Source organism: Photorhabdus kayaii (assembly GCF_025384895.1).
GTDB classification, from domain to species: domain Bacteria; phylum Pseudomonadota; class Gammaproteobacteria; order Enterobacterales; family Enterobacteriaceae; genus Photorhabdus; species Photorhabdus kayaii.
Window position 1 is genome coordinate 1 of the sequence record NZ_JAJAFZ010000090.1, and the last position, 13,663, is coordinate 13,663.

The 13,663-nt window shown below is 43.4% G+C and carries 13 protein-coding genes; 12 read left to right on the plus strand and 1 reads right to left on the minus strand.

Going from position 1 to position 13,663, the window contains the following annotated elements; translation table 11 throughout:
• The 12 genes from LGZ98_RS21420 to LGZ98_RS21475 form a co-directional block, all read left to right on the plus strand.
• Window positions 1-812 (plus strand): aminotransferase class III-fold pyridoxal phosphate-dependent enzyme (locus tag LGZ98_RS21420; protein WP_262978558.1); only part of this gene is annotated, 812 nt, incomplete at its 5' end.
• On the plus strand, window positions 809-1,582 hold the full coding sequence (locus LGZ98_RS21425) for a PIG-L deacetylase family protein (RefSeq protein WP_113042087.1): 774 nt from the start codon (window positions 809-811) through the stop codon (window positions 1,580-1,582). The genes LGZ98_RS21420 and LGZ98_RS21425, both read left to right, overlap by 4 nt.
• Window positions 1,567-1,842: a DUF6137 domain-containing protein gene (locus LGZ98_RS21430; protein WP_113042088.1), complete on the plus strand. Its 276-nt coding sequence runs from the start codon at window positions 1,567-1,569 to the stop codon at window positions 1,840-1,842. Before LGZ98_RS21425 ends, LGZ98_RS21430 begins: the two co-directional genes overlap by 16 nt.
• 14 nt (window positions 1,843-1,856) lie before the next feature.
• On the plus strand, window positions 1,857-3,089 hold the full coding sequence (locus tag LGZ98_RS21435; protein ID WP_113042089.1) for a 2-deoxy-scyllo-inosose synthase: 1,233 nt from the start codon (window positions 1,857-1,859) through the stop codon (window positions 3,087-3,089).
• Between the two features lie 158 nt (window positions 3,090-3,247).
• Window positions 3,248-4,159: a radical SAM protein gene (locus LGZ98_RS21440; protein WP_113042090.1), complete on the plus strand. Its 912-nt coding sequence runs from the start codon at window positions 3,248-3,250 to the stop codon at window positions 4,157-4,159.
• Window positions 4,160-4,175: 16 nt separating this feature from the next.
• A complete protein-coding gene (locus LGZ98_RS21445; protein ID WP_113042091.1) occupies window positions 4,176-5,405 on the plus strand; it encodes a glycosyltransferase in 1,230 nt (409 codons plus the stop codon).
• 36 nt (window positions 5,406-5,441) lie between these two features.
• The gene (locus tag LGZ98_RS21450; protein WP_113042092.1) at window positions 5,442-6,149 is read left to right on the plus strand and encodes a radical SAM/SPASM domain-containing protein; all 708 of its coding nucleotides are present in this window, start codon (window positions 5,442-5,444) and stop codon (window positions 6,147-6,149) included.
• Window positions 6,139-7,161: a glycosyltransferase family protein gene (locus LGZ98_RS21455; protein WP_113042093.1), complete on the plus strand. Its 1,023-nt coding sequence runs from the start codon at window positions 6,139-6,141 to the stop codon at window positions 7,159-7,161. Before LGZ98_RS21450 ends, LGZ98_RS21455 begins: the two co-directional genes overlap by 11 nt.
• A 70-nt stretch (window positions 7,162-7,231) precedes the next feature.
• The gene (locus tag LGZ98_RS21460; protein ID WP_158536541.1) at window positions 7,232-8,779 is read left to right on the plus strand and encodes a GMC oxidoreductase; all 1,548 of its coding nucleotides are present in this window, start codon (window positions 7,232-7,234) and stop codon (window positions 8,777-8,779) included.
• A 2-nt stretch (window positions 8,780-8,781) separates the two neighbouring features.
• Window positions 8,782-9,786: an ABC transporter ATP-binding protein gene (locus LGZ98_RS21465; protein WP_113042095.1), complete on the plus strand. Its 1,005-nt coding sequence runs from the start codon at window positions 8,782-8,784 to the stop codon at window positions 9,784-9,786.
• Between the two features lie 12 nt (window positions 9,787-9,798).
• The gene (locus LGZ98_RS21470) at window positions 9,799-10,572 is read left to right on the plus strand and encodes an ABC transporter permease (protein ID WP_113027098.1); all 774 of its coding nucleotides are present in this window, start codon (window positions 9,799-9,801) and stop codon (window positions 10,570-10,572) included.
• Window positions 10,572-11,360: an ABC transporter permease gene (locus tag LGZ98_RS21475; RefSeq protein ID WP_158536542.1), complete on the plus strand. Its 789-nt coding sequence runs from the start codon at window positions 10,572-10,574 to the stop codon at window positions 11,358-11,360. Before LGZ98_RS21470 ends, LGZ98_RS21475 begins: the two co-directional genes overlap by 1 nt.
• Before the next feature lie 69 nt (window positions 11,361-11,429).
• On the opposite strand, the gene phoA is transcribed toward LGZ98_RS21475, so the two are convergent.
• Window positions 11,430-12,863 carry an alkaline phosphatase gene (gene phoA, locus LGZ98_RS21480; RefSeq protein ID WP_113042097.1) on the minus strand — a complete coding sequence of 478 codons (1,434 nt, stop codon included), beginning with the start codon at window positions 12,861-12,863 and terminating at the stop codon, window positions 11,430-11,432.
• Window positions 12,864-13,663 lie beyond the last annotated feature (800 nt).

Consider the following 13,663-nt stretch of genomic DNA (forward strand, 5'->3'; position numbering starts at 1 on the left):
TTATCGATTTCTATTTCATCCCTGAGTTACTGGCTGATGTGTTAGAAAACTATCATGGCGAAGTCGCAATGGTGATGATTTCTCCCGACTATGTACATCTCAAACCAGAAACATTAAAAAAAATAGCCCATCTTGCCCGTGAATATGGCGTTCTATTTTGCAGTGATGAAGTCAAAAATGGCTATCGTTCAGTGACTGGTTCTGCGTTACAACAGGTTATTGGCGAACAGGCTGATTTTTATACCTTTGCCAAAGGACTATGCAATGGGCAACGCTTATCCTGCCTCGTCGGGCCAACTGAAATGATGCAAAAAACTAAACATATGACCTATACCGCTTACTTTGACACAGTGCCTATTGTCGCTGCTTTAGCCACATTGAAATATATGCATGACGAACAAGGCTACAAACGTCTGGTCTCGTGTGGGTCAATGCTGGCAAACACATTACGCACACTAATTGCGCAGGCAGAGTTGCCAATAAAAGTCATGGGGGATGGACCATTACTGCAATTTATCTGTGCAACGCCAGAATTGGATGAGGCTTTCTATACTGCTTGCGGTAAACACGGCCTGTTACTGTATAAGTTTGATAATCAAGCTGTTTCGCTGGCAACTGAAGCTGTTTTAACGAAATTGGAGATCCACTTCAAACAGGTATTTTCAGAACTTGCTCTACACTTCTCTACGCAGCACCAAATCCATGTCTCTATCGAGCGACAAATGGAAGCTGCATTCAATATGATCGACGGTGCCAGTGATATTATGCCTGCTGCCGATGCTATCCATTGGTTACAAAGGTATGCCTTATGAGCAGAATAAAAGACTGGTATGGTAAACGTCTGACCTTAATTGCTCCACATCCCGATGATATTGCTTATTCGATAGGTGGTTTTGTCTCACAACTGGCGGCTGTATCCACATTAGAGGTTGTGACCGTATTTACCCAAAGTCGATGGGCGCTCCCTAAATCCCTGCGTGATGCGGGTTCCGACGTTATCAGTAAAATACGCATAAAAGAAGAGCAGACTTTTTGTCAAAATTTTAAGATGAAGTTATACCCTCTTGGGCTCTCAGATTCCAGCCTGTCCGGCTATGACGATGGGAGTGAGCGCCAATTGCAGTTTACTCAGGGACAACTTACTAATGACATACGAACTTCAATCGTATTGGAGATGCTACAGCAGGTCTTGGGAGAGTCCAACCCTGATGTTGTGATTGCGCCAGCCGCCATTGGTCATCATATCGACCATCAGATTGTCCATCATGCCATTTGTTCACTACATAATCATCAATGGCAACTTGCTTTTTACGAAGACCTGCCCTATGCAGCTGAATTTACACTGGATATTTTGGAAAAACAGTTGACAGAGCGAAAATTCAGCATACTAGAAGCCATCAGTATTGATCAAACATTAGCAGATAAATTCTCAGCACTATCTAATTATGCCAGCCAAACCGATCAGGAAACGATTGATGCAATTATTGTCCATGCACAACGTCTGGCACAAACATGTTTCCATACCGGGCAAGCAGTTTACCATGCAGAAAGATTTTGGGAGAAATCATGTCAATATCAGTAGGTTATATTCGTCAATTAATTATCAAAATCGCCTGTGAGACAACGGGAGATGACGCAGAAGAACTAATCAAGCGAGGACGGTTAGAGATCCCTGCACGGGATGCCATTGAATTTATGGTACGTCTGGAAGCACTCCTTGATTGCACTCTGGGTTGGTCGAAATACGAACATTTGTCAATGGAAATTAATAACCTCGCAGAAATAATAAACAAGAAGCTTAATACACAATCATCTGATGAACCAATGCCATTATCACCTTAATCATAGGTAAAAAAATGATAAATACTGAAAAAAATGGTATTGATATACCTTTTAATAACAATAAATTACATGAAAAAAGCAATGTGTCATCCTGTTTACTTCAAGATAATGCGTATTCTATGCATAAAATTGAGTTGCATTTTGAAGATGTTGCTTATCCTTTCTGGGTAGGGAGCCACTGCACAGAGGAAATTTCGGTGCATTTAGCTGAGATGTCGGCGTCTTCTCTGCATATCATTACTGACGATACCGTAAACCAGCTTCATGCTGCTCCTTTCGTACAACGGCTAACTCTAAAAACAAAGGTGCCGGTTTGGGTCTGGTCAATTCCAGAAGGAGAAGCAAATAAGTCACTCAATACATTGGATTATCTGGCAAATCAATTGCTTAATACGGATGTTGATCGCAAAAGTGTTATTGTCGCGATGGGAGGGGGGGTTATCGGCAATATAGCAGGGCTGCTGGCCGCGCTACTATTTCGTGGTATTCGTTTCGTGCATATCCCCACTAGCCTGATTGCAATGAGCGATTCTGTTATTTCTCTAAAACAAGCGGTGAACATGCCACAAGGCAAAAATCTGATGGGTTGTTTTCATACGCCAGAAGCGGTTTTTGCTGATACTGCTTTCTTGCTGACGTTGCCGTCCCAACACTTGCGATCTGGATTATGCGAAATCATTAAAAATGTGCTGATATTGGAAACTGAGAATATCCCATTTTTAACTAGGACACTGAATGCAGAAGCGCATTACGACGAACAAACACTTGCATGCATCGTTCAGGCGGGGGCTCTCACCAAACAAAAAGTCATGGTTAACGATAAGCGGGAGAGACATCATGCCCTTGTATTCGAATATGGTCACACTGTAGGGCACGCTATCGAATTAAGCTGTAATGGAAGACTGACTCATGGTGAATCTGTGGCGCTTGGCATGATAGTCGCAGCTGAAGTTTCTCACACCCTTGGTTTATTGACATCACAAGCACGTGATATGCACTACCGCCTGATTCACCTTAACGGCGTCGATATTAAGGCACCTGTAGGAACAACCCTGGAAGCCATTATGCAGATACTGCAATCTGATAATAAACGTGGTTATCTGCGCGCGAAGCCCAATGAAATTCCGATGATTCTGTTAAATGAATTGGGAACCCCCCTTTGGAGTGGTGAAGGGTATCCCTTAACGCTTGTGCCTGTTGATTTAGTCGAATCAATGTTGCGCCAGCATATTTTTCAAACAACCTAAAATTTAATCAGAATCTGATTACAGCCTGTCATGACAATTGTTCAACGTAGCGCAGCAAAGAAATTAAAACCTACTGGTACTAATATCAGGGTTCTCAGTTTCTAGAGGTGCTTATAAATGTCGAACTATACGCAGTAATCAGGTTCTTAGGGGGTATTATGTCAGACTTAATCAATATCATTCATACTATTCAACCACCTTCATCTTGGCCCCCCGTGACTCGCCGGGTGCGTCGTTATCGTAATATCGGGATAAAAACATCCTGTAATCTACGTTGCAGTTATTGTGAGATAAAGCGGGCTAGAGTGAACACAGAAGCTATTATTAATTCATTAACTCGCATTTTGGAGCGCTTTAATCCGCATGATGTTTTCCTTCGGGTTGAAGCCGATGGGGAAATTACACTTTACCCAAAAATACTCGATTTTTTGGCCGAATGTGTTCAGAAAAAAGATTATTCCATCGAAGTACTCACCAATGGCACACGCCTTCCCGCCTGTCTTCGTCCTGGTTTGCTCTGGGTCATTTCTATTGATGGACATACTGAGCAAATGAATAAGGCACGGGGTTTAAGACAAAAACAGATAGATATCATTTTAGACCATGCCGTGAGCCTTTCTGCCGAACTACAATGTGTCTACCACGGCCAATCCGTCGAAGAAATCAATGATTTTATCGATACCTTGCAGGCTCGTGGTTTCACTGGTCGCCTGCATTTTTTACCCCTGCTAGCAACTAAAGGGCGGCCACTGACAGTGCATTTGAATTATGAACAGCTTCATAAAGCCTCTTTTTTGGAATGTAAGGCTTTCTTCGACCGTTGGGATTACATCTACCAACATGGGAGACGTGGTGATTTCGTCTGTGACCAGATTAAGAATGGTTTCAACTATTACATTGATGGCGAAAATATCTCAATGGTGAAGTGTGATTCTTACTCTCCTGTTCCCAAGTATCTGGAAATTGAAGGATTGCAAGAAGAGCAGGAATACGACCACTTTCCTTGTGGTACTTGTCTTTCTAACCAGGAGTTCAACAACCAGCGTGATCGTATGACACTTAATAAATAGGAAAAGAGGACAAGATATGCGTGTATTGCGATTAACGCCTTTTTTTCATCACCCTGATGTAAAGAGTTGGCCTGCTGAATATGACTCTGTCGGTGGAATGCAGATTCAGATCTGGCGGCAGGCTATGTGGCTGGCAGAGCGAGGAGTACAACAGCATGTGATGACTATCGGTTTTCCTGGTCTGCCACACCAACGTACTTTACACACCAATCTCTGTGTAGAAAGAACTTATCTCCGGTTACCTGAATTACGTTCGGAGTTGACTGGATTAAAAGGATTAACTCAATCCTGGGCACTGGCAACGTTGTTAGCTATTCGCCCAAAAATGCGACAGGAACCTTTTGATCTTATTCATCTCCATCTTGATGGGCAAATCCCTGCGCTGTTAGTCGCTTATCTGGTTCCTAAGTTGCTATCTTGTCCATTGATACTCACTATCCACTGTTCACGACTGTCAGTTTATCAGCCGATGTCAATTTGGGATCGTATGACACATAAATTGGCTCGCTATCTGGAGCGTAAGGCGGTAAACATTGCCGCAACAACCATCGCACTGACTGAACGTACAGCCTCTGTTATTCGTCCATATGCTCGTCGTGTGGAAATTATTCCTGATGTTGTCGATCCTAAACAATTCCGGCATCCCGGTGAATCAGCAATTCAGGCTTTTCGACAGAAATATGGATTAAAAACAAAAAACATTGGCTTTATTGGGCGTATAGCAAAAGAAAAAGGCTGGACACATTTTGTTGCTGTGGCTGATCGTCTGCGTCATCTTGACCTGCATTTTTTAGTCGTGGGAGATGGTCCGCAGCGGCATAGACTTGAAGAGACTATTGCTCAACATCAGCTAGAGTCCCAATTTACTATCACGGGATTTATCCCTAATGATCAGGTGGCAACCGCGATTGCGGCTTGTCATGTCATTGTCATGCCGTCAGAACACGAAGAGTTTGGTGGTGTTTCCATTGAAGCTACTGCGGTAGGGGTGCCGGTGGCTGCCTATGCCGTTGGCGGTATTAACGAAATACTGGGAAAAATTTCTCCTGAACTGCTCGCTCCTGCTGGAGACATGAACCAATTGGTTAACTGCATTAATCGTGCTCTAGCCCAGCCTCAACAGGCTCCCATTGTAGAAGAGAGTGATAACAACAAAAATCCGATAGAAATCTTTGCACCAGACGCTGTATTGCCTCGATTAAAGAGTATCTATCACGAGCTAGTCGAGCAATCTGTTATCAAATAACAGTATCCAACCAAATAACATATAAGGATAGCGTATATGTTTTCTATGGTAGAGATTGAAATCAATTCACGATGCAATCGACGTTGTGTGTATTGCCCTAATGTAATAGCGCCACGCGATGCACCTAACAGAATGAAATCTGAGCAATTTGAGCGTATTATCGACAGATTGGAAGAGGCAAATTTTACCGGGAGACTTTCTTATCATTTTTATAATGAACCGCTGCTGCATCCTAAATTACCGCAATTTGTTGCCTGGGTCACTGAACGGCTGCCGGAAGTCAGACAAATATTGTATAGCAATGGCGATTATCTGACGGATGAGAAATATCAGCTGTTACATAAAAATGGCATTAAACAGTTTATTATCACTCAGCACGATAGCAAACCTGGAGCGCCCAAACCTGATCTTATCTGGCTTATTCCTGATCAGTTACAGTTAACCAATCGCGCGGGCAATGTGATCGCTGGGCCAGAAATCGTCTCGAATCTTCCCTGTTTTGCGCCATCAGACATGTTGATTATCACGATCACAGGGAATGTAGTACTTTGCTATGAGGATAACAAAGAAGAAGTGGTTCTCGGTAACGTCTTTGACACCCCTATCATGGGAATCTGGAATTCACCTCAGTTTCGTCGGGCTCGTAAAGCACTCTCATGTGGAAATCGAAATGCAACGGACATTTGCCGTCGTTGCAATAATCGTTCACATCAAAAAAGTGAGGCGTTCGATTATGTCCTTTAAAAAAACGTCACAATATGTGGTATTGATAGAGCGGTATCCAGACAATTTTGATCGGCGGGGATGGGGGGGAATAGAAACGGCCTATTGGAATCTTGCGCATATCCTGCCCTGCTGTGACGTTGAGGTCATTTGGTATTCTGCTCAAGAATACCCAACCTTTGATAACTTAGCAGAGCAAGTCTCGTCCCAAAATATCACGGCTATCATTCCTTTAATGGAAAGTGAGTTATTTCGCGTCGGCCAACAAGCGCCAGAATCGCTGAGACAGCGTACTATCCGGGTCTGGCATGATGTCTCGTTGCTCACCGACTCCCATGCCAATTTATCTGCCTGCCATGCCCATCAGCCCGGAGCAAATGCCGCTGATTGCGTCGCCATTGCCGCTGCGCCAGACGCCTATGCCGCCGATATCTTTTTTTATGAGGCACCATGGACATATTGTTTTCCCAAACGACATTACATTCCTTGGGCGGCGGATCATATCCCCGCCCGTGATTACCATTCCCCCAACGGTCCGGTGGTCTTATTAGCGGGTAAGGTGGCGCTTGAGAAGCTCTCTCCGGTTGTCGAGGTTTGTCTGGAGAAGGGATTGCATCTGCATATCCTCTTTAATAACTGGTCGAAACGGGGCAAAGAAGCCAGGCACTATTTTAATGGCTTAAATTTGGGTGAACGACATAAGGTTTTCGATTATTACGATCTGGAACACGATCACGAGATGATTTTTGGCGGAGCCAGTGCTGCACTAGTATTAAGTGATTATCACGAGACATTTAACTTTCTGTCCGCCGAAGCCGTACAACTGGGTATACCGGTTGTGGCTTATGCCCATTCGGGTGCTACACGCCGTTTTGCCGCTCATCTTGTGGAAGATAACAAGGCTTTACTTGATTGGTTGAAAGAAGAGGGTATTGCGGGGCTGACTCCAGTTCCCCGATCTCATTGGTCATGGAATGACGTGGGAGCCGTTTATAGCCAATTGTTACACCACATGGCAGTGCGCCACCGATGAAAACAACCTCCTTAGACCTTTTTAGTGATGAAAAGAAGTGGTGATAATGGACCCTGGAGAAAATCATAAGATGTCAATTCAAGAAAAATTACAGCTAGGTGCACGCCATTTTCATGGATTAAAACAGGCACCTGCAGAGTTAGTTGCCGACGCTTGTGTGATAGGTAGTGGTGCTAGTGGTGCGGTAGTTGCGAATGCACTGCAAGCATGTGGTTGGTCGGTCATTATGGTTGAAGAAGGAAACCTACTTACGCCTAAAGTAACACAAGAAGAGGTAGATAGTTCTTCTCCCATGGCAGAGATTAAAGGGGAAAATGGCTGGGAAGAGCGAGGATGGTCCTGGAGTACGAGAAATGTAGGTGGGGGGACGCTCTTTTATGGAGGTGCATCTTTCCGTTATCAGGATTGCGATTTTGATGCTCGCTCCTGGTTATCAGGTATTGGGCTTGATATTGCTTGGCCAATTCATCTGACTGATTTAGAAAAATACTATGCCATTGTTGAAGAACAGTTGCGTGTCAGTGGTGGGCCACACACAGCATCCGCAAAAGAGGGAGGCAATGCCCTCCCAAGGTCACTGCCTGCGGATATCATGGCAGCGGCGGCAAAACAGCTCGGTTATCATCCGTTCACAACGCCGATGGCGATTGATCCTAAACTCTGCACACAGGAAAAACACTGTATTGATTTCCAATGCCCCAGCGGTGCTAAAAGTGATGTCCTGAATATCTATATTAAGCGTTTGGTCAACCACTGCAATTTTACCCTCCTTTCAGGTATCCGGGGCGTGGCGCTGGAACAAGAACGCTCAGGGCAAATCAGTACGCTGCGTTGTCTGGATCTGGAAGATGGCAGTATTCGTCATGTGAAAGCACGGTATTTCTTCGTTGCCTGTAACGCAATACAGAGTGCGGCACTTTTATTGCGATCAGTCACCCCTTTTGCGCCCAATGGTATTGGTAATCGGCATGATCTCGTTGGTCGTGGGCTATGTATGAAACTCAGCCAGCGTATACGTGGTGTAGTGCCAGTAACTGATGCCATGCGTAATCATGCTGTTGGGCTTCGTGGCCCTTTCTCTACGTTGGCGATTTTGGACCACTATCTTGATGCTCGTTGCCCTGGTGGAATGGGAGGATTAATTTACGAAGCTCGTACCATCCCTGTCCCCGACGAGTTCCCCGAACTACTACCCTTAGAATTAGAAACCATCATTGCAGATACCCCTGCCTATGAAAACCGGGTGAAACTCTCTTCCCGTTGTGATGTTTGGGGGATACCTAAAATCATGATCGACTATCAAACAGCCTCTCATGATTTGGCTCGTCTGTCCTATATGGCTGAACGCGCTGTCGATATTCTTCACGCCGCAGGTGCCACACAAATTCATTCTAAGCGTACACGTTCTGAAGAAGGGAGTACTCACCTGCATGGCACATGCCGCAGCGGTACAGATCCGGCACGTTCTGTTTTAGATCCTAACTGCCGGGTTCACGAACTCGAAAACCTTTATATTGTAGATGGCAGCTTTATGCCTTTCCCCGGTGGGCTCAATCCCACACTCACCATTCAGGCAAATGCATTACGTGTAGCACAACATGTTGTTGGAGTTGACTGAGCATGATCCGAGCAGAAGAAGTTTCCAGAATTTATCAGGTGCATCAACGTAACGAAAGTTTCCGTTCCGCGCTCAATTCACTCTGGAAAAGGAAATATGAAACCGTCGTCGCACTAAAAAATGTCAGCTTCCAGATAGAAAATGGTGAAAGGGTAGGGATACTCGGCCCCAATGGTGCCGGCAAAACCACATTGGTCAAGTTACTCAGTGGGTTATTACATCCCAGCAGTGGCCGAATCACCGTCGAAGGACATACTCCCTATTTGCGCGAAAAAACTTTTTTACACAGTGTTGGTCTTGTAATGGGTAATAAGGGGCAATTGATCTGGGATTTGCCTCCTATTGATACATTTGAAATGATACGGGTCCTGTTCGAGATTCCCGTGGCCGTACATAAACAGACTCTGAAAGAGTTGGGCGACTTACTGCAACTGAACACCATCATGACCAAACCCACTCGCCAGCTCTCATTAGGGGAACGTATGCGGTGTGAAGTGGTTGCCTCGTTGATCCATCAACCCAAGGTTCTCTTTCTTGATGAGCCGACGATTGGTCTTGATGTCGCCATGCAAGCTGCTCTGCGTGATTTTGTTGCTGAATATAATCGCCGCCACAATGCTACTATTCTGTTGACGTCACACTATATGGAAGATGTGCGGGTATTGTGTCAACGCATTATCATTGTTGATCGTGGCACGATTTTCTATGACGGCGATCTGCGAACCTTCACGGCGAAACAAAATCCTGAAAAAATCGTCTCGTTCTCAATGAATCGCCAGATCAATATTCCCGATTTTTCACGCTTTGGCTCGCTCATTTCACAAACTGAAGAACGTTCTCAAATTCGAGTTCACCGCGATCATGTCCCTAGACTCGTACATTTTCTGGTTGAACAACAATTGGCAGTTGACCTCACCATAGAAGATCTCCCATTGGAAGAAATACTGCGCCAGATTTTTGGTCATCCCAACCAGAATAAAACCGAACAAAAACAAATTCCTGAATAGAGGCGAACCGACATGCTTTTCGCTCTTATAAAAGTCCGATTATTTGAAACATTCTCATTTCGAGCCGAATTTCTGCTCTGGCTCGTCACACTCAGTATGCCATTAATCATGCTGGTTTTTTGGCGTTCGGTAACTCAAGATGGCTCTTTTCAAGGTTATACCGCAGAGGATTTTAATCTTTACTATGTTGCCGTTCTCGTGACCACTATATTAACCAGCTGTAACAACGTCTGGGACATTAACGAAAATATCCGCCTTGGTGAACTTTCTGTTTGGTTGATGCGCCCCATTCATCCTTTTATCAACTACTTGGCAATTACTATTGCCGAACTGGGATTAAGCCTAATTGTTGCTTTACCTATTTTTATATTGGCACTGATAATGAGCTTACAGAGCCAACCGCTAAATTTACCGCAATTAGGTTTGCTGGCACTGGCGTTATCAGGTGCCTTCCTTATTAATCAAAGTATCCACTTGCTGATCGGGAGTTTGACCTTCTGGATCGAGCGTTCATTAGTTGTACATAAAATATATGTTGCGGCCAGTAGTGTACTATCAGGATATATGTTTCCGTTGGCCTTATTACCAGAGTGGGCAGGTCAGATAGCAAATTGGCTGCCATTCCGGTTTGTGATTTCACTGCCAGTAGAAATATTAATTGGAAAACATTCCCTGTTTGTCGCTGCTCAATGGGTAGCCTGTCAGTTCGCACTGGTGGCTTTGCTGTTTGCTGCCGCATTTTTTGTCTGGCGGCGAGGTGTCCGCCGTTACTTGGCGTTTGGATAATGATGCATTCTCTTGTAGTCATTCGTATGGCGTTTATCTTGAGTATAAAACGCTCGATACAATACCGTTGGGACTTCATGATAGATGGTTTGCTTTCACTCATCATGGCGATACTACAACTGTTACCGCTTTTCATTTTGTTTAATGAACGTGGTACCGTTGCAGGCTGGTCATTCGAGCAAATGCTGGTATTAATGGGCTGGTATATGATGTTATATGCTGTTGTTGAAGGCTTGATTGCTCCCAGCCTTGCTGCTGCTGTTTCAGGTATTCGAACGGGTTTATTTGATTATATTTTAATGCGGCCCGTCGATTCACTTTTTCTCTGTTCACTTGTCGATATTAGGTTATGGAAAAGTATTGATTTTTTCTTCGGACTTGGCTTGGCTATTTACGCTTTTATACAGCTTGATACTCAACCTTCGTTCATGGATATCATGATGACAGTCATCTTATCGCTTGGTGGGCTTGCCACGGCTTACGCGTTGTTTGTTCTTGCTATTGCGGCCTCTTTTGCATTAGTTAGAGTGCAAAATTTGACCAATGTTCTTTCTTCGTTATTGGGTTTTGCTCGTTGGCCTATTCATCTATTTGGTATGCCCTGGCGGTTAATCTTTAGTTTTCTGATCCCCATTGGTGTCATGACCAGTTCCCCAGTTATGGCATTGTTAGGGATGTTGAACTTGCCTTTGGCAATGGGATCGCTGGGAATAGCCATCTTTTTCTTTATTGTGGCACGATTAGTTTGGAAGCGTGCATTGCGTGGATATCGTTCGGCTTCTAGCTGAATAAATAAGATCACTCGCGCAACGTTATGCTGTGCGAGTTTGATCATGTAACAGGCTGTTTTATCTATATTATTTCAACCCCATCGCATCCCGTATGGTAAAAAATAGATCCGTCTGGTCGGTTAATCCAGCAATATTTGCAGCGTGTGGACCATAAGCTGCTACACGTAATTGTGTACCAGTATGTTTCTGAGAAGTTGTTTCTGAATTACCATAACTGACCGTGATAACGGCCCTGTCTTTGGTAATCAGTGAGCGGGTCAAACCGGGGGCTTTAACATCAGGTTCAATAATCTGACTGGAATGTCCATGATCCGCAGTAACAATTACTAGTGTATCCCCATGTTGTTTAGCGAATCTCAAACCGGCTTGTACTGCTTCATCTAAAGCAACGACTTCACCGATTTGTGCGCAAGGATTGGCGGAGTGCTCATAATCATCAGTCAACGCACTTTCCACTTGCAGGAAGAAGCCATTTTTATTGACTTTCAGTAGATCAATAGCTTTTTCGGTCATCTGTACTAATGTCGGCTGCTGCGAACTCCGTTTGGTGTTCAGTTTGCATTTCACCGGGGCTTCGTTAAGATTTCCATGATAAATCGCTTTCGGCCCCTCCCACATTCCGTGTAAAACTTCTTCATTAAATAATCCCAATAGCGGTTTTCTTTGATTCGCTTCTTTCACTGCGTTCAATGATGTTATATCTGTTACCCATTGATACCCTTGCTCCAGCGCCTGCTGTTTTAGCGTTTTTCCTGTATTGACACCGGCCACTGATTGCTGGGAAAAGATATCGATTCCTCCCCCTAACGTGACATCTGCACGTGCCGTCAGAAGTTGTTCCGTGATAGAACCTTTCCCCCTTTTTTCGAGGGCATCAGTGGGGCACATTTCCGACGTTTCTGTTGGGCCATAGCATTCACGCTGCGTGACATGCGCATACAGTGCTGCGGATGTTGCATCCTGAACTTCAGCCGTAGTGACATTACCGGTTGCTTTTTTGTTCTTTTTTGCTAGCTCCAATAAGGTCTGATGGGGTTTGTTAAAAACATCAATGGATAATGCCCCGTTGTAAGTTTTTACTCCAGTAGCCCAAGCAGTGGCTGAAGATGCTGAATCCGAAACATAATTGGGTTTCTTGGTATCTTTATTTAATGAGTAATGTGTATATTGTCCAACTAATGGCATTGCATCAATTCCCTTGAAAAATCCTCCTGCCCCTTCTGCGTAGTTACGAGCTAATGTAATTTCAGAATCTCCCATACCATCACCAATAAACAAGATAACGTTCTTGACTTTCTTATTATCTAATGAATCTCTAAGCGCTGCGGTTTGTTCTTGTGTAACTCTGCGTGCTCCACCAAATTTTGTTATGTCACCTTTTGATATACGATATTCAGACGGGGGTTGTTCTTTACTATTGATGGCCAATGTAGGTAAACATGTTCCTAGTGTTAATAATGTTACAAGAAACATAATTAATTTCTTAAATTTTTTAGTCATCTTATTTTTCCTATGAAAATTTAATTTTATTTGAGGGTTTGATAGTGAAGAATTTACCAAGCTCCCCTTAGATAAATGAAAATAAAGCTGAAAAATTTAAATAACTGATTTTAATTTTATTATATCATGACTTTGGTTTTGCTACATTTGTAGATATTCCGTATCACTGAGAACTACATCTATCATGTGGGTTTTTCAATCTCTTTTATCTGTTATGTGTAAACTGCTTTGAAGAGGAAAATTTACTTTGCTCATCTGAGCATGTTTTTTCGTTGGATTTATCAGAAGTTATGGCTCTTATTATCTGTTTTTTAACCTATTATGTAACAATTAGGCTTGAGTAACGTCAAAAGAACGTAATATTGACATGGGTTGGACGCAAAACGCTATATACAATAATCATTAAATTGAGCGAAAAATAGGTAGCGGAAGTCACAGTCAAGGCGTTATACCCATTAAAATCAAGGGGTAAAACAATAACGTTTGATAATGATTTAGAATTTGCGATTCATTGAATTATCGTAAAAAATTAGAAATAAATATCCGCTTTGTGGATCTTTATGCTCTCAGGGAAAGATGGGAAAATAAGGATATAATGGACTAATCAGACAATAATTTCCAAAAGGAGCAGACTTCAATAAAGTCTCTAACTGAGAGATAAATTTGTCGTAAACCGATGGAATAATTTCCTACTGAAAGATTCGGAATGGCAAATATACCAATGAATTATTTAAATGAGTATAAATTTATTTACAGGGTCATTGCATCGGTTATCATTGAATGACGCCTTTGAAGTGTAA

Coding starts and splice junctions, on each gene's coding strand:
- LGZ98_RS21470 (WP_113027098.1), top strand. CDS start 9,799: ATGCTTTTCGCTCTTATAAAAGTCCGATTATTTGAAACATTCTCATTT.
- LGZ98_RS21465 (WP_113042095.1), top strand. CDS start 8,782: ATGATCCGAGCAGAAGAAGTTTCCAGAATTTATCAGGTGCATCAACGT.
- LGZ98_RS21445 (WP_113042091.1), top strand. CDS start 4,176: ATGCGTGTATTGCGATTAACGCCTTTTTTTCATCACCCTGATGTAAAG.
- LGZ98_RS21455 (WP_113042093.1), top strand. CDS start 6,139: ATGTCCTTTAAAAAAACGTCACAATATGTGGTATTGATAGAGCGGTAT.
- LGZ98_RS21425 (WP_113042087.1), top strand. CDS start 809: ATGAGCAGAATAAAAGACTGGTATGGTAAACGTCTGACCTTAATTGCT.
- LGZ98_RS21430 (WP_113042088.1), top strand. CDS start 1,567: ATGTCAATATCAGTAGGTTATATTCGTCAATTAATTATCAAAATCGCC.
- LGZ98_RS21435 (WP_113042089.1), top strand. CDS start 1,857: ATGATAAATACTGAAAAAAATGGTATTGATATACCTTTTAATAACAAT.
- LGZ98_RS21460 (WP_158536541.1), top strand. CDS start 7,232: ATGTCAATTCAAGAAAAATTACAGCTAGGTGCACGCCATTTTCATGGA.
- phoA (WP_113042097.1), bottom strand. CDS start 12,863: ATGACTAAAAAATTTAAGAAATTAATTATGTTTCTTGTAACATTATTA.
- LGZ98_RS21450 (WP_113042092.1), top strand. CDS start 5,442: ATGTTTTCTATGGTAGAGATTGAAATCAATTCACGATGCAATCGACGT.
- LGZ98_RS21440 (WP_113042090.1), top strand. CDS start 3,248: ATGTCAGACTTAATCAATATCATTCATACTATTCAACCACCTTCATCT.
- LGZ98_RS21475 (WP_158536542.1), top strand. CDS start 10,572: ATGATGCATTCTCTTGTAGTCATTCGTATGGCGTTTATCTTGAGTATA.